Raw genomic sequence first — 25,587 nt, forward strand, 5'->3', positions numbered from 1 at the left:
GGTTGCGGCCCTTTCTCATGCGCCAACCCTTGACGGCTCATTGGTCTGTACCTAACGTCTGCGGCCATCGCGAGCGTTCAAAGAGACGCTCATTGTTCACGTACGAGAACGGATGGCCCCCGTATGTCACCTGCTCCCGCACGTCACCGCCGCAGAACCCGCGCCGTACTGTTCGCCGCGCTGACCGCGGCGCTGGTCTCCACCCTGCTGCTCCGGCCGCAGGCCCACCGGGCCGACGCCGCCCCCGCGGCCTTCGCCCACCCCGGAGTCACGGTCTCCAAGAGCCAGCTGGACTTCGTCCGCACCAAGGTCAACTCCGGCGCCCAGCCCTGGAAGGGCGCCTTCGACCAGATGATGGCGAGCACGTACGCCGACCTGAACCGCACGCCCAAGCCCCGGGCGATCGTCGAGTGCGGCTCGTACTCGAATCCGAACCACGGCTGCACGGACGAGCGTCAGGACGCGATCGCCGCCTACACCGACGCCCTCGCCTGGTACATCACCCGCGACGAGCGGTACGCCAGGAAGGCCATCGAGCTGATGGACGCCTGGTCCGCCGTCATCAAGGACCACACCAACAGCAACGCGCCCCTGCAGACCGGCTGGGCGGGCTCCTCCTGGCCCAGGGCCGCCGAGATCATCAAGCACACCTACACCGGCGGCTGGCCGAACGCCGGCCGCTTCGCGACGATGCTGCGCACCGTCTACCTGCCCGAGGTGATCAACGGCTCGAACTCCAACGGCAACTGGGAGCTCTCGATGATGGAGGCCGCCGTCGGCATCTCCGTCTTCCTGGAGGACAAGGCCTCCTACGACAAGGCCATGGCGAAGTTCCGCACCCGCACCGCCGCCTATGTCTACCTGGCCTCCGACGGCGAGCTGCCGAGGACCGTGCCGAGCCAGAACCTCGACACCCGGGAGAAGATCGTCAAGTACTGGCAGGGCCAGTCCACCTTCGTCACCGGCCTCACCCAGGAGACCTGCCGCGACCTCACGCACACCGGCTACGGCATCTCCGCGATCTCGCACATCGCCGAGACCAGCCGCATCCAGGGGCAGGACCTGTACGGCACCGACGTCGGCGAGCGGCTGCGGCAGGCGCTGGGGTTCCACGCGAAGTACGAGCTGGGTACGGCCGTCCCCGGCTGGCTGTGCGGCGGCTCGCTGAAGCTCGGGCTCGGCCCCGTCACCGAGGTGGGCTACAACGCCCTGCACAACCGTCTGGGCATGGCGATGACCAACACACAGACGCTGACCGAGCGGAACCGCCCAGCCGGCACCAACCATCTCTTCGTGGCCTGGGAGACCCTCACCCACGGCGACAACCTGGGCTGAGGCCCACCCGGCGGCGGGACCGTCAGAGTTGCGTCAAAGACGGCCCCGCCGCCGCACCCGGCACCTTTTGTCGCGATTATTGGCCGTAAGGTCGACGCTGCGCAGGCAACAGCGGGACCGGAAGACGATGAGGCCATGGGACGCGGCAAGCTTCGGATCTACCTCGGTGCGGCACCGGGCGTCGGCAAGACGTACGCGATGCTGTCCGAGGCGCACCGCCGGGTGGAGCGGGGCACCGACTGCGTGGTCGCGTTCGTGGAGCACCACGGGCGGCCGCGCACCGAGGTGATGCTGCACGGGCTGGAGCAGATCCGGCGCAAGGAGCTGGAGTACCGGGGCGCCTTCTTCACGGAGATGGACGTCGACGCCGTCCTGGCCCGCAGACCGCAGGTGGCGCTGGTGGACGAGCTGGCCCACACCAACGTCCCCGGCTCGCGCAACGCCAAGCGCTGGCAGGACGTGGCGGAACTGCTGGCGGCCGGGATCGACGTCATATCGACCGTCAACATCCAGCACCTGGAGTCACTGGGGGACGTCGTCGAGTCGATCACCGGTGTGCGGCAGCGGGAGACCGTGCCGGACGAGGTGGTGCGCCGCGCGGACCAGGTCGAACTGGTCGACATGTCGCCGCAGGCGCTGCGGCGGCGGATGGCACACGGCAACATCTACGAGCCGGACAAGGTGGATGCGGCCCTGTCGAACTATTTCCGGCCCGGGAACCTGACCGCGCTGCGCGAGCTGGCGCTGCTGTGGGTGGCCGACCGGGTCGACGAGTATCTGAAGCAGTACCGCAGCGATCACCGGGTGTCGACGATCTGGGGTTCCCGGGAGCGGATCGTGGTGGGGCTGACCGGCGGTCCGGAGGGACGGACGCTGATCCGCCGGGCGGCACGGCTCGCGGAGAAGGGCGCCGGCGGTGAGGTGCTGGCCGTGTACATCGCCCGCAGCGACGGCCTCACCTCCGCCTCACCCAAGGAACTGGCCGTACAGCGCACCCTGGTGGAGGACCTGGGCGGCACCTTCCACCACGTCCTCGGCGACGACATCCCGGCGGCGCTGCTGGCCTTCGCGCGCGGTGCCAACGCCACGCAGATAGTCCTCGGCTCCTCGCGCCGCAAGAGCTGGCAGTACGTCTTCGGACCGGGCGTCGGCGCGACGGTCGCCCGCGACTCCGGCCCCGACCTCGACGTGCACATCGTCACCCACGAGGAGGCCGCCAAGGGGCGCGGACTGCCCGTGGCCCGGGGCGCCCGCCTCGGCCGGTCCCGGATTCTGTGGGGCTGGCTCACCGGTGTCGGCGGTCCCCTGCTGCTCACCCTGCTGCTGACCCACACCGCGGTCGACCTCGGTCTCGCCAACGACATGCTGTTGTTCCTGACCCTGACGGTGGCCGCGGCCCTGCTCGGCGGGCGCTACCCCGCACTGGCCTCGGCGGCGGTCGGCTCGATGCTGCTCAACTGGTACTTCACGGCACCGGTGCACCACATCACGATCGCCGACCCGAAGAACCTGCTCGCGCTGGTGATCTTCGTCTTCGTGGCGGTGGCGGTGGCCTCCGTGGTGGACCTCGCGGCCCGCCGCACCCACCAGGCCGCCCGCCTGCGCGCCGAGTCGGAGATCCTGTCCTTCCTCGCCGGGAACGTGCTGCGCGGCGAGACCGGACTGGAGGAGCTGCTGGAACGGGTCCGGGAGACCTTCGGCATGCAGTCGGCGGCACTGCTGGAGCGGGAGAGCGACCTCGACCCGTGGACCTGCGCCGGCCGGGTCGGTACGGGGCACGCGCCGGCCCGGCCGGAGGACGCCGACGTCGATGTACCGGTCGGCGACCACATGGCGCTCGCGCTGACCGGCCGGGTGCTGCCCGCGGAGGACCGCCGGGTGCTGGCCGCCTTCGCCGCGCAGTCCGCCGTGGTCCTGGACCGCCAGCGCCTGCAGCGCGAGGCGGACCAGGCCAAGGAGCTGGCCGAGGGCAACCGGATCCGTACGGCGCTGCTGGCCGCCGTCAGCCATGACCTGCGTACGCCTCTCGCGGGCATCAAGGCGGCCGTCTCCTCGCTGCGCTCCGACGACGTGGCCTGGTCCGAGGAGGACGAGGCCGAGCTGCTGGAGGGCATCGAGGAGGGCGCCGACCGCCTGGACCACCTGGTCGGCAACCTGCTGGACATGTCCCGGCTGCAGACCGGCACGGTCACGCCCCTGATCCGCGAGATCGACCTCGACGAGGTGGTGCCGATGGCCCTGGGCGGGGTGCCGGAGGGCAGCGTGGAGCTGGACGTTCCGGAGAGCCTGCCCATGGTCGCCGTGGACCCGGGGCTGCTGGAGCGGTCGGTCGCCAACCTGGTCGAGAACGCCGTCAAGTACGGCCCCGGCGACAGCGCGGTCCTCGTGTCCGCCAGCGCCATCGCCGACCGCGTCGAGGTGCGGGTCGTCGACCGCGGGCGGGGCGTCCCCGACGAGGCCAAGGAGCGCATCTTCGAGCCCTTCCAGCGCTACGGCGACGCCCCGCGCGGCGCGGGGGTCGGGCTCGGCCTCGCGGTGGCACGCGGCTTCGCCGAGGCGATGGGCGGCACCCTCAACGCCGAGGACACGCCCGGCGGAGGTCTCACCATGGTGCTCACTCTCCGGGCGGCGGGACCGGGCCCGGAGCTTCAGGAGGGGGCCGCGTCGACGGACCGCCCCGTGGAACCCGAAAGGCAGGTCACCCCATGACCCGGGTGCTGGTGGTCGACGACGAGCCGCAGATCGTGCGCGCCCTCGTGATCAACCTCAAGGCCCGCAAGTACGAGGTCGACGCGGCCCACGACGGCGCGACCGCCCTCGAACTCGCCGCCGCCCGTCACCCCGACGTGGTCGTCCTCGACCTCGGTCTGCCCGACATGGACGGCGTCGAGGTGATCCGGGGGCTGCGCGGCTGGACCCGGGTGCCGATCCTGGTGCTGTCCGCCAGGCACTCCTCCGACGAGAAGGTGCAGGCGCTGGACGCGGGGGCCGACGACTACGTCACCAAGCCGTTCGGCATGGACGAACTGCTGGCCCGGCTGCGGGCCGCCGTCCGCCGCGCCGAACCCGCCGGGGGCGGCGAGCAGGACGTGATGGTGGAGACCGAGGAGTTCACCGTCGACCTCGCCGCGAAGAAGGTCAACCGGGGCGGGAGGGACGTACGGCTGACCCCGACGGAATGGCATCTGCTGGAGGTGCTGGTCCGCAACACGGGACGCCTCGTCAGCCAGAGGCAGCTGCTGCAGGAGGTGTGGGGGCCGTCGTACGGGACGGAGACGAACTATCTGCGGGTGTACATGGCCCAGCTGCGCAGAAAGCTGGAGGCGGACCCGTCGCATCCGAAGCACTTCATCACGGAGGCGGGGATGGGGTACCGGTTCGAGAAGTGAGCCGGTCGCAGGGGGGTCGGTTGGAGCGTCGGCCCCGGGGGTACGACCGTGTCGGTGCACCCCGGTAGGCTTCCAGACATGAGTGCTGTTCCTCGTTCCGAAAAGTCGGTGGGCCGGTTCCGGCGCATGCTCGACCGGCTCTCCTCGTCGCAGGAGGACCTGGAGTCCGAGGAGCTGCGTGAGGACGCCGAGACGGCCGGCTGTATCAAGATCGGTGACTGTCGTGACCGACAGATCGTGACGGTTACTGGTACCTTGCGCACGGTCACTCTGCGGCCACGCGCGGGAGTTCCGGCCCTGGAGGCCGAGCTGTTCGACGGCTCCGCCGCCCTGGACGTGGTGTGGCTCGGCAGGCGCTCCATAGTCGGGATAGAGCCGGGGCGCCGGCTGATCGCATCGGGCCGGATCTCCATGAGCCGGGGCCGCCGGGTGCTGTTCAACCCGAAATACGAACTGAGACCCCTCGGACGGGAGTAGCCGGTGACGTCGCTCGACAAGCCGACTGAAGACACCACCGCAGACGCCGAGCAGGAGGCCCGGGCGGTGACCGAGGCCGCGCTGTTCGAGGCCTTCGGCGGCATGCGCGGCATGATCGAGACGGTGCTGCCCGGTCTGCTCTTCGTCACCATCTACACGGTCAACAAGGACCTGCACCTGTCGGCCATCGCCGCGCTCGGGGTGTCCCTGTTGCTCGTGGTGGTGCGCCTGGTGATGCGGGACACCGTCAAGCACGCGTTCAGCGGTGTGTTCGGCGTTGCCTTCGGTGTCGTGTTCGCGATGATGACCGGCAACGCGAAGGACTTCTATCTGCCCGGCATGCTCTACACGCTGGGGCTGGGGCTCGCGTACATCATCACCACGCTGTGCGGGGTGCCGCTGATCGGGCTGATCCTCGGGCCGGTGTTCAAGGAGAACCTCTCCTGGCGTACGCGGAATCCCGGGCGCAAGAAGGCCTATGCGAAGGCCAGTTGGGCATGGGGGCTGATCCTGCTCGCCAAGTGCGCGATTCTGTTCCCGCTGTACTGGTGGGCGGACACGACGCAGCTGGGGTGGGTGCTGGTCGCGCTGAAGATCCCGCCGTTCCTGCTGGCTGTGTGGCTGACGTGGGTGTTCCTGGCGAAGGCGCCGGCGCCGATCGACGTGTTCGCGGAGATGGAGGCGGCGGAACGGGCCGAGCAGGCCGAGCGGGAGCGGAAGGCTGCGGCGGCCGAGTAGGTGCCGGGCGCCGGCCGCTGGGGTCGTGGGTTTTCTCGCCCCCGCCGCCCCTACCCGTCCCGTCCTCCAGGGGCTGCCGCCCCTTCGACCCCGCGTCCCCGGGGACCTGCGGCTCCCAGACCCCGCTGTCGGCCCTGAACGGGCCTCGTCCTCAATCGCCGGACGGGCTGATGGTGCGGACCGGCGCCGTAGCCCCGACGGGCTGAATTGCTGCGAAGGGCGCCCCGGGAACTCCCGGGGCGCCCTTCGTCGTCGTGGTCCGGAGTCGGTCAGCCCGACGTGTCCTCGCGTCGCACCGACAGGAGGTCCTCCAGCTGCTCCTCGCGCGCCTGCGCGGCCACGAAGAGGAGTTCGTCGCCCGCCTCCAGGGAGTCCTCTCGGGACGGGGTGAGGACTCGGGTGCCGCGGATGATGGTGACCAGGGACGTGTCCTCGGGCCACTCGACGTCGCCGACCTGGGTGCCGGCCAGGGCCGACTCCTCGGGGAGGGTCAGCTCGACGAGGTTGGCGTCGCCGTGGCTGAAGCGGAGGAGGCGGACCAGGTCGCCGACGCTCACCGCCTCCTCGACCAGGGCCGACATCAGACGGGGGGTGGAGACCGCCACGTCGACGCCCCAGGCCTCGTTGAACAGCCACTCGTTCTTGGGGTTGTTCACCCGGGCCACGACGCGCGGAACGCCGTACTCCGTCTTCGCCAGGAGCGAGACGACCAGGTTGACCTTGTCGTCTCCCGTCGCGGCGATCACCACGTTGCAGCGCTGCAGCGCCGCCTCGTCCAACGACGTGATCTCGCAGGCGTCGGCCAGCAGCCACTCCGCCTGCGGGACGCGCTCGACCGAGATGGCGGTCGGCGCCTTGTCGACGAGCAGGACCTCGTGGCCGTTCTCCAGCAGTTCGCCCGCGATGGAGCGGCCCACCGCTCCGGCGCCGGCAATGGCGACCCTCATCAGTGACCGCCCTCCTCTTCGGGACCCTTGGCGAACGCCGCCTCGACCTTGTCGACCTCGTCGGTGCGCATCATGACGTGCACCAGGTCGCCCTCCTGCAGCACCGTCTGCGATCTGGGCAGGATCGCCTCGCCGAGCCGGGTCAGGAACGCGACGCGGACGCCGGTCTCCTCCTGCAGCCTGCTGATCTTGTGGCCCACCCAGGCCGGGGACGTGTGCACCTCGGCGAGCTGGACGCCGCCGGTCGGGTCCCGCCACAGCGGCTCGGCGCCCGAGGGCAGCAGGCGGCGCAGCATCTGGTCGGCCGTCCAGCGGACCGTGGCCACGGTGGGGATGCCGAGGCGCTGGTAGACCTCGGCGCGGCGGGGGTCGTAGATACGGGCCGCGACGTTCTCCACGCCGAACATCTCGCGGGCCACGCGCGCGGAGATGATGTTCGAGTTGTCACCGCTGGAGACGGCGGCGAAGGCGCCCGCCTCCTCGATGCCCGCCTCGCGCAGGGTGTCCTGGTCGAAGCCGACGCCGGTGACCCGGCGGCCCCCGAACCCAGGGCCCAGCCGCCGGAACGCGGTGGGGTCCTGGTCGATCACGGCGACCGTGTGCCCTTGCTGCTCCAGGGTCTGGGCAAGAGCGGAGCCCACCCTTCCGCAACCCATGATGACGATGTGCACGGCCTTACCCCGCACTCCTCGTTAGGCGTCTGACTTGCGTGAACGTGGCGCTCATATCCTTCTCTCGGTTTGCCGGGCAACAGACGCGGGCCGGTCGCGGACCGCTGGGCAACATCATGCCGGGGAATCCCGTCGATGATCCCGCGCGGTTCGGATCGCGGGCTCGCGTGTGCCTCCGTCCACCGTAACGTCAGGGTCGGACACACCGACCAGGCACCACCTGGAGAGACGACCGGCGCCCTCAACGGCGGTTGCTGCTGCGGATGGACGGCGGCTGATGGTGCGGATCAGCGGCGGTTGATGCTGCGGACGCTGGCCAGTGCCAGGGCGGCGAGTCCGGCGAGCGCGACGAGGGCACCGACGAGCTGAGCGGTCGTCTGCGACATGAGGTCTCCCGGATGTGATGAGCGTACCGACGCAGGTCATGGAGGCACGCGGGCGGCGCCCCGATCGGCGCCCGGCGCGAGCGGGGGACGGAATTCACCCCCGCGCCGCGCGCGATTTCACCCGGATGTGCTCCGCTCCAGGCAGGGGGCCTACGATTCTCTGTTGTGTCCAAACTGACCGACGTGCCCAAACGGATTCTGATCGGGCGCGCGCTGCGCAGCGACCGGCTGGCGGAAACGCTCCTGCCCAAGCGCATCGCTCTGCCCGTCTTTGCCTCCGACCCGCTGTCATCCGTGGCGTACGCGCCCGGAGAGGTACTGCTGGTCCTCTCCATCGCGGGCCTGTCGGCATACCACTTCAGCCCCTGGATCGCACTCGCGGTCGTCGTGCTGATGTTCACGGTGGTCGCCTCCTACCGCCAGAACGTGCACGCCTACCCCAGCGGCGGCGGCGACTACGAGGTGGCCACCACCAACCTCGGCCCCAAGGCGGGCCTCACGGTCGCTAGCGCCCTGCTCGTCGACTACGTCCTGACCGTCGCCGTCTCCATCTCCTCCGGCATCGAGAACCTCGGCTCCGCCGTCCCGTTCGTCGTCGAGCACAAGGTCGAGTGCGCGGTCGGCGTGATCGTGCTGCTGACGCTGATGAACCTGCGCGGCGTCAAGGAGTCCGGCAGCCTCTTCGCGATCCCGACGTACGTCTTCGTCGCGGGCGTCTTCACGATGGTCGCCTGGGGCGCGTTCCGTGCGCTGGTCCTCGACGACACCATGCGGGCGCCCACGGCGTCGTACGAGATCAAGCCGGAGCACGAGGGCCTCGCCGGCTTCGCGCTCGTCTTCCTCCTCCTGCGCGCCTTCTCCTCCGGCTGTGCCGCGCTCACCGGTGTCGAGGCGATCTCCAACGGCGTCCCGGCCTTCCGCAAGCCCAAGTCGAAGAACGCGGCGACCACGCTCGCGGCGATGGGCCTGCTGGCCGTCACCATGTTCTGCGGCATCATCGTGCTCGCGCTGGTGACCAAGGTCCGCATGGCCGAGAACCCGGCCGTCGACCTGCTGAAGGACGGTGTCGCGGTCGGCGCCGACTATGTGCAGAACCCCGTGATCACCCAGGTCGCCGAGGCCGTCTTCGGCAAGGGCAGCTTCTTCTTCATCGTGCTCGCCGCGGCCACCGCCCTGGTGCTGTTCCTGGCGGCCAACACCGCCTACAACGGCTTCCCGGTGCTCGGCTCGATCCTCGCCCAGGACCGCTATCTGCCGCGCCAGCTGCACACCCGCGGTGACCGGCTCGCCTTCTCCAACGGCATCGTGCTGCTGGCGGGCGCGGCCATCCTCCTGGTGTGGATCTACAGTGCCGACTCCACCCGGCTGATCCAGCTGTACATCGTCGGCGTGTTCGTGTCCTTCACGCTCAGCCAGACCGGCATGGTCCGCCACTGGAACCGCCATCTGGCCACGGAGACCGACCAGGCCAAGCGCCGCCACATGATCCGCTCCCGCGCGATCAACACCTTCGGCGCCTTCTTCACCGGACTGGTCCTGGTCGTCGTCCTCGTCACCAAGTTCACGCACGGCGCCTGGGTGGCCCTGCTGGGCATGGTGATCTTCTACGGCACGATGACGGCGATCCGCCGCCACTACGACCATGTCTCCGAGGAACTCGCCGCCCCCGAGGGCCCGAGCGACGACAGCGTACGGCCGTCCCGCGTGCACTCCGTCGTCCTGGTCTCCAAGATCCACCGGCCCGCCCTGCGCGCCCTGGCCTACGCCAAGCTGCTGCGCTCGGACACCCTGGAGGCGCTCAGCGTCAACGTGGACCCGGCGGAGACCAAGGCACTGCGCGACGAGTGGGAGCGGCGCGGCATCGACGTACCGCTGAAGGTCCTCGACTCGCCCTACCGGGAGATCACGCGGCCGGTCATCGAGTACGTGAAGAGCCTGCGCAAGGAGTCCCCGCGCGACGCCGTGTCGGTCATCATCCCCGAGTACGTCGTCGGCCACTGGTACGAGCATCTGCTGCACAACCAGAGCGCGCTCCGGCTGAAGGGCCGGCTGCTGTTCACGCCGGGCATCATGGTGACCTCGGTGCCGTACCAGCTGCAGTCCTCCGAGGTGGCCAAGGCCCGGGCCCGCAAGCGGCAGGAGTGGAACGCGCCCGGCTCGGTGCGGCGGGGGCCCGCCCAGGAGCGGGCGAAGGAGGCCGACGCCCAGCGCTGACGCGGGCGGGGGGCGTGGCCGGGAGCACGTAGACTGGTGGGCTGTTGTCAGGCCCTCCGCAGACCTCTGGAGAGGGCCGTACCCCCTTCTCGATCTGGAGTCACCCCACCATGCAGGCAGAACCGAAGAAGTCGCTGGTGGGGGAGGAGTACGAGGTCGAGATCGGCCCCGTCGCCCACGGCGGGCACTGCATCGCCCGCACCGACGCCGGCCAGGTGCTGTTCGTCCGGCACACGCTGCCCGGTGAGCGGGTCGTGGCCCGGGTGACCGAGGGCGAGGAGGGCGACCGCTTCCTGCGCGCCGACGCGGTGGAGGTGCTGCAGCCGTCCAAGGACCGCATCGAGGCGCCCTGCCCCTTCGCCGGCCCCGGCCGCTGCGGCGGCTGCGACTGGCAGCACGCCAAGCCGGGAGCGCAGCGCCGGATGAAGGGCGAGGTCGTCGCCGAGCAGCTCAGGCGGCTCGCCGGGCTGACGCCGGAGGACGTCGGCTGGGACGGCACGGTGATGCCGGCGGAGGGCGACAAGCTGCCGGCCGGGCAGGTGCCGCAGTGGCGGACGCGGGTGCAGTACGCCGTGGACGCCGACGGCCATGCCGGACTGCGCCGGCACCGCTCGCACGAGGTGGAGCCGATCGACCACTGCATGATCGCCGCCGAGGGCGTCAGCGAGCTGGGCATCGAGAAGCGCGACTGGACGGGCATGGCGTCGGTGGAGGCGATCGCGGCGACCGGGTCGCAGGACCGCCAGGTGATCCTCACCCCGAAGCCGGGCGCGCGCCTGCCGATCGTCGAACTGGACCGGCCGGTGTCGGTGATGCGGGTCGGTGAGAAGGACGGCGGCGTCCACCGGGTCCACGGCCGCCCCTTCGTCCGCGAGCGCGCGGACGGGCGTACGTACCGGGTGGGCAGCGGCGGCTTCTGGCAGGTCCACCCGAAGGCCGCGGACACCCTGGTGACGGCCGTCATGCAGGGGCTGCTGCCGCGCAAGGGCGAGATGGCCCTCGACCTGTACTGCGGTGCGGGCCTGTTCGCGGGCGCGCTGGCCGACCGGCTCGGCGACCAGGGCGCGGTCCTCGGCATCGAGTCCGGCAAGCGCGCGGTGGAGGACGCCCGGCACAACCTGGCCGACTTCGACCGCGTCCGCATCGAGCAGGGCAAGGTCGAGAGCGTGCTGCCGCGTACGGGTATCACCGAGGTCGACCTCATCGTCCTGGACCCGCCGCGGGCCGGCGCGGGCCGGAAGACGGTGGCGCATCTGGCGTCGCTGGGGGCGCGGAGGATCGCGTATGTGGCGTGCGATCCGGCGGCGTTGGCGCGGGACTTGGGGTACTTCCGGGAGGGGGGGTATCGGGTGCGGATGTTGCGGGTGTTCGATCTGTTTCCGATGACTCATCATGTGGAATGCGTGGCGATTCTGGAGCCGATGGCCAAGGGCTCTTGATCTGCGGTTTTGTGTGCGCGGCCGTCAGGCTGTCCGGGGAGGGTTCACATCCCCTGCGCGGTTCACCAAGGCGCTTGCGTCGGTGCCCCGGGCTCTGACGGTGATCCGCGCGTAGTCGTACCCAGCAGGCTCAGGCGACGGGTTGTAGGTGATCGTGAACGTTCGCCGTACGTCGCCGAAGCGGTCGGAGTACGTCACCTTGGACGGGCCGGTGCGCTTGGGCTCGGCGGTGATGTCGTACGTGCGCAGGAAGTTTTCGACGCTTGAGTCCTGGCTGTTGCCCACCTCGTACCGGAGCACCGCGGTGCCGTTCTTCTCCACCTTGGCGTATGTCGGTATGTAGTAGCGCCCCGCGGGTTGATGCTGATCGTGGTGCATTCCCGCCTTGCGCTCCACTGCCTCCTCCGGGCCGTCACCGGCCGGCGTGAGCAGCGCGACGGCCGCCCAGGCGATCGCGCCGAGCGTCCACACGACGCACAAGGCCAGGAACCACACCGGCCGGCTGCGTCGGCGCGGCCTCGTGGGGCCGGTGCGCGTACTCATCCGTTCCATGTGCGTACCGCTCTGCCCGCCCATGTCGTACTCCTTGGCCTGACCCGACTGGTGGAGTGGCCATTCAATCCGGTGTGTCTGGTCCGCCGGTTGGAGTTGCGGGAGTCAGGGCCTCCGCGAAAACCCGTTGGCGGGCCAGGGCGACCACTGCTACTTTCCCGGAGGCCGTGCGAGAGAACGAGGAGGTGGTACCCGTGAACGCAGTATCGACATGGGTGCTCCCCTCCGGGGTCACGGTCGGGCGATAGGTCGTCCGGGAGCGCCGTTCAGGCGCACTCCCGAAAGGCACGACCATGCGATTCACTTCCGAACAGCGCCTCGACGACGGCGTCATCGAGCGCGAATTCACCCTCGGCGAGATCCCCGGCACCCTGTGGACGCCTGGATCCGCACCGGCCCCGCTGGTCCTGATGGCCCACAACAACGGCCTGCCCAAGGCGGAACCCCGGCTGGTGGCCCGGGCCCGGTACACCGCGGCGCGCGGCTACGCGGTGGCCACCATCGACGCCGCCGGGTGCGGTGACCGTCCCCGTTCCGCCGCCGACGAGCAGGCCCGTGCCGACCTCCGGCGGGCGATGCAGGTCGGCGAGCCGGTCGACGAGATCCTGGAGTCCTTCATCGGCCCGCTGGTCGAAAACGCGGTCCTGGAATGGCAGACCACTCTGGACGCCCTCCTTGAGCTGCCCGAGATCGGCGGTCCGGTCGGGTACTCCGGGGGGTGGGCCGCCCTCGGCATTCGGCTTGCGGTGGTCGAGCCGCGCATCGCGGCCGCAGGCTTCTTCGCCGGGGGGTACGTGCCCCGCGCCCAGCGCGAGGAGGCCCGGCAGGTCACCATTCCGCTGCTGTTCCTGCTGCAGTGGGACGACGAAGGGAACCCCCGGCAACGGGCCCTGGACCTGTTCGACGCCTTCGGCAGCAAGGAGAAGACGCTGCACGCCAATCCGGGAGGGCACACCGGCACCCCGTGGTTCGAGCTGGAGGACGGGTGCCGGTTCTTGGACCGGCACCTGAAGTGAGGCCGGGCCTGACATGATCCCGACTCGGCAGGATCGTGGCCTGCACCTGCGTCCCGTTCCGCGTCCCTGAGGCCAAGACGGCGGCCGCTGTGCCAGAGTGTTGACACGTGGACACGACGGGGGGCTCGTTGAGGGGGAGTTGGCGTCAGCGGACCGGACGCGGTGGGCGTGTGACCGGCCGGTCGGCGCCCGCGGTGCTGTCCCCGTCGCTGCGCGTGTGGCTCGGGGTGATCGCGGCCCTCGCCGCGCTGGTGGTCGTCGTGCTCGGGGTTCTGTATGCCGACGACAGCAGGCCCGGCCTGGTGGACGCGCGGATCTGGGCGGCGGTGGACGGTGTGGGGTCGCCGTGGCGGTACGTCGCTCTGGCCACGGACTTCTTGGGGGAGCCCTTGGGGGCGGCGACGCTGGTCGTGGCCGCCGTGGCGGGCTGCCTGCGGCTACGGAGTCCCCGCGCGGCGGTGCTCGTCGTTGCCGGCGCCGGCCTGACCGTGGGGACGACGAAGCTGATCAAGCCCCTGGTGGGACGCACCATCCACGGCGACGGCAACCTGTCCTACCCGAGCGGGCACACCGCCTTCCTCACCGCGTTCGCCCTCGTGGTGGCGCTGCTCGCGACCGGCCGGCTCGGCCTCGGCAGGACGGCCGGCACGTCACTCGTGCTCGCCGCGGCGCTGGTTGCCGGCGCCGCCATGGGCTGGGCGCAGGTCGCCCTGGGCGCGCACTACCCGACCGACGTCCTGGGCGGCTGGTGCACCGCGCTGGCGGTGACACCGGCGATTGCGTGGCTGGTCGACCGGATGGCTGACTGGCTGGTCGGGCAGCGCCGCTGACGTCACGTCACGTCACGTCATGGCACGGCGCGGCACGGCACACCACGTCCCGTCACGCCAAGCGGCGGAATACCGGCTTCACCGGTCGTCCGCCCAGCCACGGGGTGGGGTCCCCGGCGTCCAGTGCCTTCCGGTACACCGCACATGCCTGGGCCACCGCCTCGACGGTGTGGTCGATGTCGGCGTCGCTGAGCGCGCTGCTCACCACGAACGACGGGGCCAGCACCCCGCCCGCGAGGAGCCGGCGTAGGAACAGGGTGCGGTACTGCTGCGACGGCTGCCCCTTCTCGTCGAGGGTGGCGAAGACCAGGTTGCTGGCCCGGCCCCGGACGATGACGTGGTCGCCGACGCCCATACCGGCCGCGGCGTCACGGACACCGGCGGCCAACCGCTCGCCGAGGGCGTGCAGTTGCGCGGTGACGCCCTCCTCGACGTAGGTGGTCTGCACGGTCATCGCGGCCGCAAGGGAGTGCGTTTCCGCGCCGTGCGTGGTGGACAGCAGGAACACCCGGTCGTGGGAGTGGCGCAGCCCGCCCCGTTCCATCAGCTCGCGGCGCCCGGCGAGTGCGGAGACGGCGAATCCGTTGCCCAGCGCCTTGCCGAACGTGGAGAGGTCGGGGACGACGCCGTACAGGCCCTGGGCGCCCGCCTCGGACCAGCGGAAGCCGGTGATCATCTCGTCGAAGACCAGTACGCAGCCGTGCCGGTCGGCCAGTTCGCGCAGGCCGGCGAGGTAGCCGGGTGGCGGCTCGGTGTGGGTGGCGGGTTCGAGGATCAGGCAGGCGACCTCGTCCTGGTGGCGGGTGAGCAGTTCCTCCGTGGCGGCCAGGTCGCCGTAGGGGAACGCCACGGTGAGCTCGTTGGTCGACTCCGGGATGCCGGCGGACATCGGTGTGGTGCCGATGAACCAGTCGTCGACGGAGAAGAACGGATGGTCGGCGCAGATGGCCACCCGCGGGCGCCCGGTGACGGCGCGGGCCAGGCGCACCGCGGCGGTGGTGGCGTCGGAGCCGTTCTTCGCGAACTTCACCATCTCGGCGGTCGGCACCGTGGCCAGGAAGCGTTCGGCGGCCTCGACCTCCACGATGGACGGGCGCACGAAGTTGCTGCCGCGGTCGAGTTCCCGTCGCACCGCCTCGGTCACGCGCGGGTGGGCGTGGCCGAGGCTGACCGACCGCAGGCCGGAGCCGTACTCGATGTAGCGGTTGCCGTCGACGTCCCACACATGGGCACCGTGGCCGTGGCTGATGACCGGGGCCAGGTGCTCGGGGTACTGGTCGTCGCCCTTGGCGTAGGTGTGCGCACCGCCGGGGATCAGGGCGTGCAGCCGCTCGTTCGCCTGCTGCGACCGGGGGAGGAGGAACTCCTCGCCTGAGTTGTCCACGTCGACTTCAGCCTTCCTGTTGCTTCAGGACCTCGGCGAGGCTCGGCGCCTCCCGGTCCCGCTGGGACATCGATGTGACCGGCAGCGGCCAGGGAATGGCGAGCTCTGGGTCGTCGAAGGCGATCGTCACGTCCTCGGTCGGATCGTGCGGGCGGTCGATCCGGTACGAGGTGTCGGCGGTTTCGGTCAGCGCCTGGAAGCCGTGGGCGCATCCCGCCGGGATGTACAGGGTCGTCTGCGTCTCGCCGGACAGTTCGAAGAAGGCCCGGCCCAGGTACGTCGGCGAGTCCGGCCGCAGGTCCACGACGACGTCGAAGATCCGCCCGTACGAGCACCGCACCAGCTTGGCCTCGCCGGCGCCGGAGCGCAGGTGCAGGCCGCGCAGCACGCCCCGGACCGAGTGGGACACGCTGTCCTGGACGAAGGCGTTCGGGTCGAGGCCCACCGAGCGGACCACGTCGGCGTCGAAGGTGCGGCAGAAGAAGCCGCGTTCGTCGGCGTACGGCGTCGGCTCGAAGAGGAACGCGCCCGCGATCCCCGGGACTTCGGTCACTTTCATGCGGCCTCCTGGCGGGGTCGGTTGTTCGCGGGCAGCAGGGTCGCCGTCAACTCGTGGAACTGGTCGTCGAGTTGGCGGGTCGCGGCCAGGTTCCGCTCGGTCAGGGTCTGGCGCAGCTCCGCCGATCGCTTCTCCAGTTCCCGGAACTGTTCGAGCAACCGGTCGGCATCGACCTCGCGGGCCGGGTGGCAGTAGGCGGCGAGGCCCATCCGGTCCATGAGTGCGTCGCTCTTCGCCGCGTAGCTGAGCGCGAGAGTGGGGGCGCCGACCTTCAGCGCGCAGACCAGATTGTGATAGCGGGTCGCCACCACTGTGTCGGCGGCCGCCATCTCTTTCATCAGGTCGACGAGTGAGGCGACTTCGGGTGCGGTGACCAGGGGGGAGTCCACCGCGTCGAGGATCGCGGCCACGACCGGCGCGTCGCAGGCGTCGCCGGTGAGCAGCCGTACCCGCCTGCCGTCCTCGACCAGGGCGCGGACGAACCGTGTCGTCCCGTCCAGGTAGCGCCGGTGGATCTCCTCGGCCCGGGCACGGTCGTCGTTGCCGCCGTGGAAGTCCATGACGCCTACGCACACCGAGCCCGATGGTGCGCTCCCGCGCGGTGTCGGCAGCGCGAAGGCGAGGTCCGGGTAGACCTTGTCGCGCGCGGTGTTCACGCCCATCGCCCGCAGTGCGTCACGGGACAGGTCGTCGCGGTACGAGCGATACGTGGCGAGCCCGGCCGACCAGCGGACCAGGGCCCGCGTCGGGCGGTTGTGAATCGCATCCGCGCCGACACCGACCAGCGCGACCCGGGTGCGCAGCAGCCGGCCGCTCGCGCAGAGCAGGAACAGCGCGTACGGGAAACCCCACGGCCGCAGCGGCAGCGTGGCCTCCAGGACGCCCATGCCCGGCACGATCACCACGTCGTGCCGGCGCACCCAGGCGGCGGTGCGGACGGCGTCGACGACTTTGCCCAGCCCCTTCGCCGCGATCGCGCCCGCACGCGACGCGGTCCGGTACTCGCCGCGGTACCAGTGCAGCCGCGTCGCGGGGATCCCGTACCGGGCCGCGACGGCCTCGGGCCCGCCGCACAGCGCGTCCACGACCGCCTCCGGGTGCTCGGCGCGGAGGTAGGCGAGCACGGCCTCCAGCGACCCGTCGTTGCCGAGGTTGCCGGAGCCGAGCAGGCCGAACACCCCGACGCGCGCAGCGGTCACGCCCGCCTCCCCTCACGGCCGGCGACGAGGGTGTCGACGGAGACGGTGAGCCGGGCCGGGTCGACCGGGGCGCGGTCCTCGACCCGCTCGCCGGCGCCCGGCCGGACCCGGCTGGTCATCCAGGTGGCCAGGTGGCGGTAGCACGCGCGCCGGTCGGCCGGGGACAGCGGCGCCCGCCGGATCGCCGAGACGAAACCCAAGACGTACTCGGTGAGCAGCCGGGGCGTCGGGTGCAGCGGGCCTGCCCGGCGCGGGTCCAGGTTGGCGCACCGGGAGCGCTTGGAAGGGTTCGCCCGCTCGGCGCGCGTGGGGTGGTCGCGGCGGAAGTACAGCAGCTCCGGCACCTGGTGGAAGGGCCCGTGCAGGGTGATCTCGGCGACGAACGTGCGGTCCGCGTGGTGGTAGCTGTCGTGCGGCTTCACCCGGCGCAGCACGTCGGCCCGCATCACCCCGTAGAAGTCGTCGCCACCGGGCTCGAACAGCAGACTGCGGAAGCGCTCCGGCGCGTGCGGGGAGTCGGTGGCGAGCCCGTACTCGTACGGGACCTTCACCTGGCCGTCGCCGTCGATGACCGCCTGTCCGGAGTGCGCGAGGATCACCTCCGGCCGCTCGTCCAGCGCCTCCACGCAGCGCCGCAGCAGGTCGCGGGCGTAGAGGTCGTCGTGCGAGGCCCACTTGAACAGTTCGCCGCGGCACTCGGTGAACACGTGGTTGTGGTTCGGCGCGGCGCCGATGTTCCGGGGCAGCCGTATGTACCGGATGCGTGAGTCCCGCGCGGCGTACTCGCGGCAGATGTCCTGGGTGCCGTCGGTCGAGGCGTTGTCGGAGATGACCAGCTCGAAGTCCTCGTAGGTCTGGCCGAGCAGGGCGTCGAGCGCCTCGGCGAGGTACTCCTCGCCGTTGTACACGGGCAGGCCGATGCTCAGCCGGGGTCGGTCGGTCATGGCGTCCTCACTTCGGGGATGGGGTTCTGGTGGCGCTCGCACAGGGCGGAGCGCAGCTGCAGCCACCACACGGCCGAGCCGCAGACGGTCGCGGCGGCGACGCCCCAGGCCGAGCCGGCCGTGCCGCCCAGGGCCGCCCCGCCGAGTCCGCCGGCGACGTAGCAGGCGGAGCCGATCAGCTGGCTGCGCAGGCTGCGCCGGGCCGCGCCGAGCGCGCGCAGCCCGGCCGCCGCGCCGGTGCCGAGGCCGGCGCCCGCGACACCGAGCGTGACCGGCACGATGAGCTGCGAGGCCGAGCTCCAGACGCCGCCGAGCACGAGCTCGCCGCCCCGGTCCGGCACCAGCAGCAGCGCCCCGCCCCAGAGCAGCGCGGCGACGGCCTGCCCGCCGCCCAGCAGAAGGCAGAACGCGCCGAGGCGGTGCGGGGCCCGCCGCAGCACCCGGGCCGCCTCCGCGACGGTGACCAGGGACAGCCCCATCAGCACGGCGAGGAACGGGCCGAGCAGCAGTTCGGCGCCCCGGACCACCCCCACCGCGCCGACCCCGACGATCGCGCCGAGCCCGTACGCCCGCAGCTGGCTCGCGCCGCTGTTGCTGACGTTCTCGGCCAGGTACCGGTAGCCGAGGTCGCGGTGCTCGCGAAGCCACTCGCGCGCACCGGTCAACCGGGGCCGGATGCCGGACTGGAAGCAGCCGTACACCGCGGCCACCGCGGCGGCCCCGCCCCAGGCGAGCACGAAAGCGGCCACGCTGCCCACCCGGGCCGCGACCACCATGGCCGGGACGAGCACGACGCCCCACACGAGGTCGTTGACGAACGCCTTCCGCCCGGCGCCGGCGGCGAAGAACGCGAACCGCCATGCGTCCTGCAGCAGCAGCCCCGGCAGTACGGCGCCGAGGCAGGCGAAGGCGGGCCCCACGCGGCCGCCGAGCGCCAGGCCGGCCACCACCGACGCCGCGCCGAGGGCGGCACCGACGCCGAGCGCGGTACCCGACGACCGGACCACCGCCCCGCGCCAGGCCGCGTCCGACACGCCGCTGAAGCGCACCATGAGCGGGTCGGTGGCAAGGCCGCGGGAGACGTTGAGCGCCACGCCGTAGGTCACCCAGGCCAGGCTGAACACGCCGAACGCGGTCAGGCCCAGCGAGCGCGCCACGTAGATGCCCACCGCGAAGTTGGTGATGCTGGAGGCCGCCTGGTCGGCCAGTCCCCAGGACAGCCGGCCGACGATGCCCCGCCGGGCGGAGCCCGCCGGTGCCCTCGTCTTCTCCTTCTCGGTGGTCATCGGCGTCATGCCTTGATCAGCCCGGCGCCGTGCAGGGCGTCGGCCGCGTCGGCGACGGTGTCGAACGGCAGCCCGGACCGCTCGGCGACGTCCAGCAGGCTGTGCTCGCCGTCGGAGAGACTGAGCACCCAGAGCATGGCCATCTGGGCCTGCTTGGTGTCGCTGCGGCCGCCGAGCGCGTCGTACAACCCACGTCGGCCCAGCTGCGGTTCGCCGTAGGGGCTGAGGTTGAGGTACCGCCGGTTGCGGTCGAGGACGGCGAACGCCTCGCGGCAGACTGCGAGGGTGTCCGCCATCGCCTCGGGGGAGACGAAGTCCAGGTTGTCCGCCGAGGTGTGGTACTCGGGATAGCCCGCGTACGGGGTCCGGCTGAGCGAGCCCACGCCGAGATCGAACCCGGGGGAGCAGAACTGCCGCTCGTCGTAGCCGTACGGAGTGAACTCGTTGATCTGGTACGGGCGTTCGGAGGCGGCCAGCACGTGCCGCATCACCCGGTCGATCTCCGCGTCGCCGCGCCTGCTCTGCTTGTACGTCAGCCGGCCCGGGTCACCCGCGCAGGCGAGGACAAGCCCGTGCTTGACCCGTTCCACCCTCTCCTTGTTGCGGGCCAGCCAGGTGATCGCCCCGATGGTGCCGGGCGCGAACAGGAACCGGTAGGTGTAGTACGGCGTCCGCTCCGCCAGCGCCCGGGCCAGGAACGTCGCCACCGCGATGCCGGCCAGGTTGTCGTTGGCCAGCGACGGGTGGCAGACGTGACAGGAGACGATCACCTCGTCGGGGACCTGACCGGGGATCACGTGTTCGGCGTAGGTGAGGTGGCCATCGGCGAGTGTGGAGTCGATGCGCACCTCGTAGTCGCCGTCCGGCAGCGCGTCCAGGGTGTCCTGGGCCAGGCAGAACCCCCATTCCGGTTTGTAGTAGCTGGTGCGGTACGGCACCCAGGACGGGTGGTCCGGCAGGGTGTGCAGGTGCGCGCGCAGCTCGGACAGGGGCATGGTCCTCGACACCGGCACGCTGTAGCCGAGCACGTGCAGGCTGGACTCGGCGAAGTCGACGACCCGTTTGCCGGCGGGGTCGGCGATGTACGCGTCCCGGATGTTCCACTCCTGCGGCACCGTCCAGTCGAGCACCTGCGTCCCGGTCGGCACCTCGTGCACCTGGAGCGGGACGTACTCGCCGACGATGTCCAGGGTGGCGCGCACACCGTCGCCGGTGATGCTCCGGCACAGCGGGTACAGCCGCTCCACGAGTGCGTGCATCGCGTCGCCGGGCGGGGTCGTCGGCTGGTCGCCGGCCGCGGTCACCGGCGCCACCGCAGGGTGTCGTCGACGGTGCCCGCGTCGGACGCAGCGCGCAGCACGGCAAGGCGGGTGAAGCGCCGCTCGAAGTCCTCCCGGGTCAGCCCGTGTTCGCGGTAGGCGTCGGCGAGTTCGAGCGCGCCCCGCTTCACCGTCCACTCGCAGTCGAAGCCGGGTATCGCGGCGCGGAACCGGGAGAAGTCCACCCGGTACGACCGCGGATCGGCACCGGTCTCGCCGGTGATCACCACCTTGGCGCCGGACACCGCCTCGGCGACCTGCTCGGCGATCTCGGCGACCGTGACGTTGTTGGTCTCGCTGCCGATGTTGAACGCCCGGTCGTGCACCGCTGCCCGCGGCGCGGTCAGCGCGGCCGTGAAGGCCCGTGCGATGTCGGCGGCGTGGACGAGAGGGCGCCAGGGGGTGCCGTCGGAGAGCACCAGGACCTCGCCGGACAGCAGCGCGTGGCCCACCAGGTTGTTCAGCACGATGTCGGCGCGCAGCCGGGGCGAGTAGCCGAAGGCGGTGGCGTTGCGCATGAACACCGGGCTGAAGTCGCCGTCGGCCAGCGAGTGCAGGTCGTCCTCCACCCGCACCTTGGACTCCGCGTACGGCGTCACCGGGCGCAGCGGGGCGTCCTCGCCCACCAGGTCCTCGCCGCCGGCGGCGCCGTAGACCGAGCAGGTCGACGCGTACAGGAAGCGCTGCACCCCGGCGTCGCGGGCCAGCCGGGCCAGGCGTACGGACGCGTGGTGGTTGATGTCGTAGGTGAGCTCCGGCGCCAGCGAGCCCAGCGGGTCGTTGGACAGGGCGGCCAGGTGGATCACGGCGTCGAACCCGGCGACGTGTTCTGCCGTGACGTCGCGCAGGTCCACCCGGTGCCCCGACGGGTCCGCGGGCGGCGGGCCCAGGACGCAGTCGGCGAACAGGCCGGCGTCGAGGCCGACGGCCTCGTGCCCGGCGGCGGCGAGGACCGGGGCCATGACGGTGCCCAGGTATCCCTGGTGTCCGGTCAGTAGTACGCGCATGGTTCAACCCCCCAGGTTGAGCGTGAGTTTGGTGACGGCGAACGCCTCGGCGTAGCGCTCGTGGCATTCGATGCCGCGGATCCGCGCAAGACCGAGGAAGGCCTCCCGGTCGTACCAGGGCCGGTGTCGCTGCGAGGGGTAGTGCTCCTGCAGCAGCCGCACCTTCCGGTCGGCGATCTCCGGCGTCAGCGGCTGGTACGCCGCCGGACGGCCGAGATCGCCGTCCCATTTGACGATCTCGTAACCGAGCACGAGGTGGTCGCGGAACGCGGTGGGCACCAGCTTCGCCAGGCCGCGGTGATCCTGGTGCGCGTCATCGGTACGCGGGGCCAGCACCAGATCCGGCTCCGTCCGCTCGCGCAGCTCCTCGACCGCGGCCTTGGCCTCCTCCCAGTGCGCGGGCATACGGCCGTCCGGCAGCTTGAGCACGGTCAGCCGCAGGTCGGCGCCCGGGCAGAAGGCGGCGAGGGCGGCCTGCTCCTCCTGCTCCCGCTCGCTGCCGCCGCCGGAGAGCACCAGTGCGTCGACACGGATGCCCGGCCGGGCGAGGCACAGCGTCAGCAGCGTGCCGCCGGCGCCGATGGCGATGTCGTCGCAGTGCGCGCCCATGGCGACGATCCGCTCCGGGCGCCCGGCGCCGAGCCGGATCACGCGCTCGCTCCGGCGCCCGCTCCCGCACCGTCCCGTTCCCATACGGCCCACGGGCGGTCGCCCCGGGCGTAGGCGGTGTCGAGCGCGGCCCGCTCCTTCACGGTGTCGGTCGGTTTCCAGAAGCCGCGGTGCCGGTGCGCCACCAGCCGGCCGCGCTTGGCCAGTTGGGCGCATCCGTCGGCGACCAGGTCCCCGTTCTCCGGTATGTGGTCGAAGACCTCCTGACGGAGCACGAAGTAACCGCCGTTCTCCCACAGCGGCAGTTCGCTGACCGCGGTGATGCCCCCCACCAGGCCGTCCTCGCCCAACTCCACGCAGTGGAACGAGGACTGTGGCGGCACCACCATCATCGACGCTCCGGCGTCGCGCCGGGCGAACCGGTCGATCATCTCCGGCAGGGGGGCGTCGGTGAGCACGTCGGCGTAGTTGGCGAGGAACATCTCGTCGCCGTCCAGGTGGTGGCGCACCCGGCGCAGCCGCTCCCCGATCGGTGACTCGACGCCGGTCTGCGCGAACGTGATCGTCCAGTCGGCGATGTCGGTGGACAGCAGCTCGGTCCGACCGCCCCGGAGCACGAAGTCGTTGGACGTCGTCTCCTCGTAGGTGAGGAAGAAGTTCTTGATGTGGTGGGCCCCGTACCCGAGGCACAGGATGAACTCCGTGTGCCCGAAGTGCGCGTAGTAGCGCATGACATGCCAGATCAGCGGTCTCGGGCCGACCATCGCCATCGGCTTGGGTATGTCGTCTGCGGCACCGCTCCGCATCCGCATCCCGTAACCGCCGCAGAACAGAACGACCTTCATGACCCCACCTCGACAATGCTCAGTTCCGGGACGGGAAAGACCAGCCGGCCGCCCCAGTCGTGTACGAAGGACAGCTGCTCGGCCAGCTCGGCCCGCAGGTTCCACGGGAGGACGAGGACGTAGTCCGGTCGGTCGGCGGCTATCTGCTCGGGCGGCAGGATCGGGATGCGGGTGCCCGGGGTGAACCTGCCGTGCTTGTAGGGGTTGCGGTCGACCGTGTACGGGAGCAGGTCGGGCCGGATGCCGCAGTGGTTGAGCAGGGTGTTGCCCTTGCCCGGGGCGCCGTAGCCGACGACCGTCTCGCCGCGCTCGGCCGCCTCGATGAGGAACTTCAGGAGGTCCCGGCGCACCTTGGCCACCCTGGCGGAGAACTCGGTGTACCCGGACAGTTCCTGCAGCCCGGCGGCCTTCTCCCGGGCCAGCACGTCGGCCACCCGGGAGGCCGGATCACCGGCCACCTCGGCCGGCCGGGCCCACAGCCGGATGGAGCCGCCGTGCGTGGGCAGCAGCTCGACGTCCACGAGCGCGAGGCCACCGCTGGCCAGCGCCCGGATCGCGGAGGCGACCGTGTAGTACTGGAAGTGCTCGTGGTAGATCGTGTCGTACTGGTTCTGCTCGATCAGGGTCAGCAGGTGCTGCACCTCGATGGAGACCCAGCCGTCGTCGGCGACCAGGGCGCGCAGTCCCTGGGTGAACCCGACCACGTCGGGGATGTGCGCGTACACGTTGTTGGCCACCACCAGGTCCGCCGGGCCGTGTCCGGCGCGGACGGCGGTACCGGTGGCCGGGGTCAGGAACTCCGTGAGCGTGGGCACACCCGCCTCCCGCGCCGCGGCGCCGACGTTCACCGACGGCTCGATGCCCAGGCAGCGGATCCCCCGGTCCACCAGGTGCCTCAGCAGGTATCCGTCGTTGCTCGCGACCTCGACCACGAAGGCGTCGGTGCCGAGACCGAGGCGCTCCATGGCGTCGGTGACGAACGTGCGCGCGTGCTCCACCCAGGAGGTCGAGTAGGAGGAGAAGTACGCGTACTGCGTGAACGTCTCCTCCGGCGTGATCAGCGGCGGGATCTGCGCGAGCCAGCAGTCGGTGCAGACCCGCAGGTGCAGCGGGTACGCCGGTTCCGGCTGGTCCAGTTGGTCCGCGGCGAGAAAGCTCTCACACGGCGGCGTCGCCCCGAGGTCGACGACGCTCGCCATCGCTTCCGAGCCGCAGAGTCGGCATCGTGTCATCTACTGCCCCCCATTGATTCCGTCCGACCCGCGATCGCGGTGCGGTACTCCTCCACCAGGCGCTCAAGGCCGACGGCCGGGCTGAAACCCTGCTCGTAACGGCGCCGGGCCGCCTGGCCCATCTCCCGGCCCAGGGCCGGCTCGGCCGCGATCCGGCGTATGCAGGCCGCGAGCGAGCCGGGCTCGCCCGGCCGGTGCAGCAGCCCGGTGACCCCGTCCTCGACGAGTTCGACGAAGGCGCCATGACCGGCGGCGACGGCCGGGACCCCCGCCGCCATCGCCTCCACGACCACCAGCCCGAAGGTCTCCAGCCACGTCGACGGAGCCACCACGGCGACCGACCGCGCGACGGCCTTCCGGCTCTCCGCCGCGTCCAACAGGCCGACGTGGCGCACATCGTCCCGGCCCGCCGCCCAGGCGCTCACCTCCCGCTCCAGCGGCCCCGCCCCGGCGATCACGAGCGGCACGCCCACACCGCCGCTCGCTGCGATCTCGTCCCACGCGGCCATGAGCAGCCGCACGCCCTTGGCCTCCGCGAGCCGGCCGAGATGGAGCAGATGCTCGCCCGCCCCTGATCGGCGGTCGTCCGGGTCGGGCACGAAGTTGTGCTTCACCACCAGCCGCTCGGCCGGCATGCCGGCCCGCACCAGGACGTCGCGCTGCGCCGCGGAGATGCACAAGAACCGCTCCACGCCGGACCACCACCGCCGCCGGTTGACCGACATGCTGACCGCGAGCGGCACCGTCGCCAGGCGGGAGCCGCGGTAGCAGCCGTGCCGTACGGCGGGCAGCGGCGCCGCCGCCCCGACGCACTCGGTGCACGGCCGGCCGTCCCGCTGCAGCGTGCCGGGCGGGCAGACCTGGGTGTAGTTGTGCAGCGTGGCGACGGCGGGCACGCCGGCGTCGGCGCAGGCGGCGAGGACCGCGGGCGACAGGAGCGGGAAGACGTTGTGGACGTGGACGATGTCCGGCCGCTCGGTGCGCAGCCGGGCGGCGAGCTCCGTGCGGACCGCCGGGTTCCACGGCACGAGGAGCGGCACCGCGGCCTTGGAGAGGAGGGACCGGGCGGCGATGTCGTCGCTGCGCCGCTCGAACACCCCGACCCGGTGGCCGGCCGCGCGCAGCAGCTCCACCTCCTGGTCGACGACCTTGTTCTCCCCGCTCGGCTGCGCCGAGGCGTAGCGGTTGTGCACCACGAGGACATGCATG

23 protein-coding genes are annotated in these 25,587 nt (G+C 71.4%); 9 read left to right on the plus strand and 14 right to left on the minus strand.

The genetic code is table 11. The features are described 5' to 3' along the window. Positions 1 to 123: 123 nt before the first annotated feature. From AQI70_RS14215 to AQI70_RS14235, 5 genes are all read left to right on the plus strand, one after another. On the plus strand, positions 124 to 1,335 hold the full coding sequence (locus AQI70_RS14215) for an alginate lyase family protein (protein WP_062148679.1): 1,212 nt from the start codon (positions 124 to 126) through the stop codon (positions 1,333 to 1,335). A 135-nt stretch (positions 1,336 to 1,470) separates the two neighbouring features. Next, positions 1,471 to 4,044, plus strand: coding sequence for a sensor histidine kinase (locus AQI70_RS14220; RefSeq protein WP_062148681.1), 2,574 nt, complete (start codon positions 1,471 to 1,473; stop codon positions 4,042 to 4,044). Next, positions 4,041 to 4,724, plus strand: coding sequence for a response regulator (locus AQI70_RS14225; protein ID WP_062148683.1), 684 nt, complete (start codon positions 4,041 to 4,043; stop codon positions 4,722 to 4,724). The genes AQI70_RS14220 and AQI70_RS14225 overlap by 4 nt, the downstream gene beginning before the upstream one ends. 78 nt (positions 4,725 to 4,802) lie before the next feature. Beyond that, the gene (locus AQI70_RS14230; RefSeq protein WP_037642785.1) at positions 4,803 to 5,201 is read left to right on the plus strand and encodes an OB-fold nucleic acid binding domain-containing protein; all 399 of its coding nucleotides are present in this window, start codon (positions 4,803 to 4,805) and stop codon (positions 5,199 to 5,201) included. Positions 5,202 to 5,204: 3 nt separating this feature from the next. Then, entirely contained in the window at positions 5,205 to 5,939 is a 735-nt protein-coding gene (locus AQI70_RS14235; protein WP_062148685.1) for a DUF3159 domain-containing protein, read from the plus strand. A gap of 269 nt (positions 5,940 to 6,208) precedes the next feature. On the opposite strand, the gene AQI70_RS14240 is transcribed toward AQI70_RS14235, so the two are convergent. Both AQI70_RS14240 and AQI70_RS14245 read right to left on the minus strand, forming a co-directional pair. Beyond that, positions 6,209 to 6,886 carry a potassium channel family protein gene (locus tag AQI70_RS14240; RefSeq protein WP_062148687.1) on the minus strand — a complete coding sequence of 226 codons (678 nt, stop codon included), beginning with the start codon at positions 6,884 to 6,886 and terminating at the stop codon, positions 6,209 to 6,211. After that, positions 6,886 to 7,557, minus strand: a complete 672-nt coding sequence (locus AQI70_RS14245) for a potassium channel family protein (protein ID WP_062148689.1) — start codon at positions 7,555 to 7,557, stop codon at positions 6,886 to 6,888. The genes AQI70_RS14240 and AQI70_RS14245 overlap by 1 nt, the downstream gene beginning before the upstream one ends. Positions 7,558 to 8,108: 551 nt before the next feature. Between AQI70_RS14245 and AQI70_RS14250 the strand changes: the two genes are divergently transcribed. Further along, positions 8,109 to 10,157: an APC family permease gene (locus AQI70_RS14250; RefSeq protein ID WP_062148692.1), complete on the plus strand. Its 2,049-nt coding sequence runs from the start codon at positions 8,109 to 8,111 to the stop codon at positions 10,155 to 10,157. Between the two features lie 110 nt (positions 10,158 to 10,267). Next, on the plus strand, positions 10,268 to 11,596 hold the full coding sequence (locus AQI70_RS14255; protein WP_062148694.1) for a class I SAM-dependent RNA methyltransferase: 1,329 nt from the start codon (positions 10,268 to 10,270) through the stop codon (positions 11,594 to 11,596). 24 nt (positions 11,597 to 11,620) lie between these two features. Here AQI70_RS14255 and AQI70_RS14260 read toward each other — a convergent pair whose 3' ends face one another. Further along, positions 11,621 to 12,172: a hypothetical protein gene (locus tag AQI70_RS14260; RefSeq protein WP_062148697.1), complete on the minus strand. Its 552-nt coding sequence runs from the start codon at positions 12,170 to 12,172 to the stop codon at positions 11,621 to 11,623. Positions 12,173 to 12,441: 269 nt separating this feature from the next. Here AQI70_RS14260 and AQI70_RS14265 point away from each other — a divergent pair, with 269 nt between their 5' ends. Both AQI70_RS14265 and AQI70_RS14270 read left to right on the plus strand, forming a co-directional pair. Beyond that, entirely contained in the window at positions 12,442 to 13,164 is a 723-nt protein-coding gene (locus tag AQI70_RS14265) for a dienelactone hydrolase family protein (protein ID WP_062148700.1), read from the plus strand. A 170-nt stretch (positions 13,165 to 13,334) separates the two neighbouring features. Then, on the plus strand, positions 13,335 to 13,994 hold the full coding sequence (locus AQI70_RS14270; protein WP_062148703.1) for a phosphatase PAP2 family protein: 660 nt from the start codon (positions 13,335 to 13,337) through the stop codon (positions 13,992 to 13,994). 52 nt (positions 13,995 to 14,046) lie between these two features. On the opposite strand, the gene AQI70_RS14275 is transcribed toward AQI70_RS14270, so the two are convergent. Genes AQI70_RS14275 through AQI70_RS14325 form a run of 11 tightly spaced genes read right to left on the minus strand, consistent with a single transcriptional unit; the run spans position 14,047 to position 25,586 of the window. Then, positions 14,047 to 15,378: a glutamate-1-semialdehyde 2,1-aminomutase gene (locus AQI70_RS14275; RefSeq protein WP_062148706.1), complete on the minus strand. Its 1,332-nt coding sequence runs from the start codon at positions 15,376 to 15,378 to the stop codon at positions 14,047 to 14,049. A gap of 7 nt (positions 15,379 to 15,385) precedes the next feature. Continuing rightward, entirely contained in the window at positions 15,386 to 15,937 is a 552-nt protein-coding gene (locus tag AQI70_RS14280) for a dTDP-4-dehydrorhamnose 3,5-epimerase family protein (RefSeq protein WP_062148709.1), read from the minus strand. After that, entirely contained in the window at positions 15,934 to 17,136 is a 1,203-nt protein-coding gene (locus AQI70_RS14285) for a polysaccharide pyruvyl transferase family protein (protein ID WP_062148711.1), read from the minus strand. Before AQI70_RS14285 ends, AQI70_RS14280 begins: the two co-directional genes overlap by 4 nt. Beyond that, on the minus strand, positions 17,133 to 18,080 hold the full coding sequence (locus tag AQI70_RS14290; RefSeq protein ID WP_062148714.1) for a glycosyltransferase family 2 protein: 948 nt from the start codon (positions 18,078 to 18,080) through the stop codon (positions 17,133 to 17,135). Before AQI70_RS14290 ends, AQI70_RS14285 begins: the two co-directional genes overlap by 4 nt. Further along, positions 18,077 to 19,366 carry an MATE family efflux transporter gene (locus AQI70_RS14295; protein WP_062148717.1) on the minus strand — a complete coding sequence of 430 codons (1,290 nt, stop codon included), beginning with the start codon at positions 19,364 to 19,366 and terminating at the stop codon, positions 18,077 to 18,079. Before AQI70_RS14295 ends, AQI70_RS14290 begins: the two co-directional genes overlap by 4 nt. 5 nt (positions 19,367 to 19,371) lie before the next feature. Continuing rightward, positions 19,372 to 20,679, minus strand: a complete 1,308-nt coding sequence (locus AQI70_RS14300) for a DUF4910 domain-containing protein (protein ID WP_062148720.1) — start codon at positions 20,677 to 20,679, stop codon at positions 19,372 to 19,374. Beyond that, entirely contained in the window at positions 20,667 to 21,692 is a 1,026-nt protein-coding gene (locus AQI70_RS14305) for an NAD-dependent epimerase/dehydratase family protein (RefSeq protein ID WP_062148724.1), read from the minus strand. Before AQI70_RS14305 ends, AQI70_RS14300 begins: the two co-directional genes overlap by 13 nt. 3 nt (positions 21,693 to 21,695) lie before the next feature. Next, a complete protein-coding gene (locus AQI70_RS14310) occupies positions 21,696 to 22,343 on the minus strand; it encodes a PIG-L deacetylase family protein (RefSeq protein ID WP_003997149.1) in 648 nt (215 codons plus the stop codon). After that, positions 22,340 to 23,146 carry a glycosyltransferase family protein gene (locus tag AQI70_RS14315; RefSeq protein WP_062148727.1) on the minus strand — a complete coding sequence of 269 codons (807 nt, stop codon included), beginning with the start codon at positions 23,144 to 23,146 and terminating at the stop codon, positions 22,340 to 22,342. The genes AQI70_RS14310 and AQI70_RS14315 overlap by 4 nt, the downstream gene beginning before the upstream one ends. Next, a complete protein-coding gene (locus AQI70_RS14320) occupies positions 23,143 to 24,378 on the minus strand; it encodes a class I SAM-dependent methyltransferase (protein ID WP_062148730.1) in 1,236 nt (411 codons plus the stop codon). Before AQI70_RS14320 ends, AQI70_RS14315 begins: the two co-directional genes overlap by 4 nt. Beyond that, positions 24,375 to 25,586 (minus strand): glycosyltransferase, encoded by a 1,212-nt coding sequence (locus tag AQI70_RS14325; protein WP_062148733.1) that lies wholly within the window; start codon positions 25,584 to 25,586, stop codon positions 24,375 to 24,377. The genes AQI70_RS14320 and AQI70_RS14325 overlap by 4 nt, the downstream gene beginning before the upstream one ends. Between the last annotated feature and the right edge of the window lies 1 nt (position 25,587).

The organism is Streptomyces curacoi (assembly GCF_001513975.1).
Classification (GTDB): Bacteria; Actinomycetota; Actinomycetes; order Streptomycetales; family Streptomycetaceae; genus Streptomyces; species Streptomyces curacoi.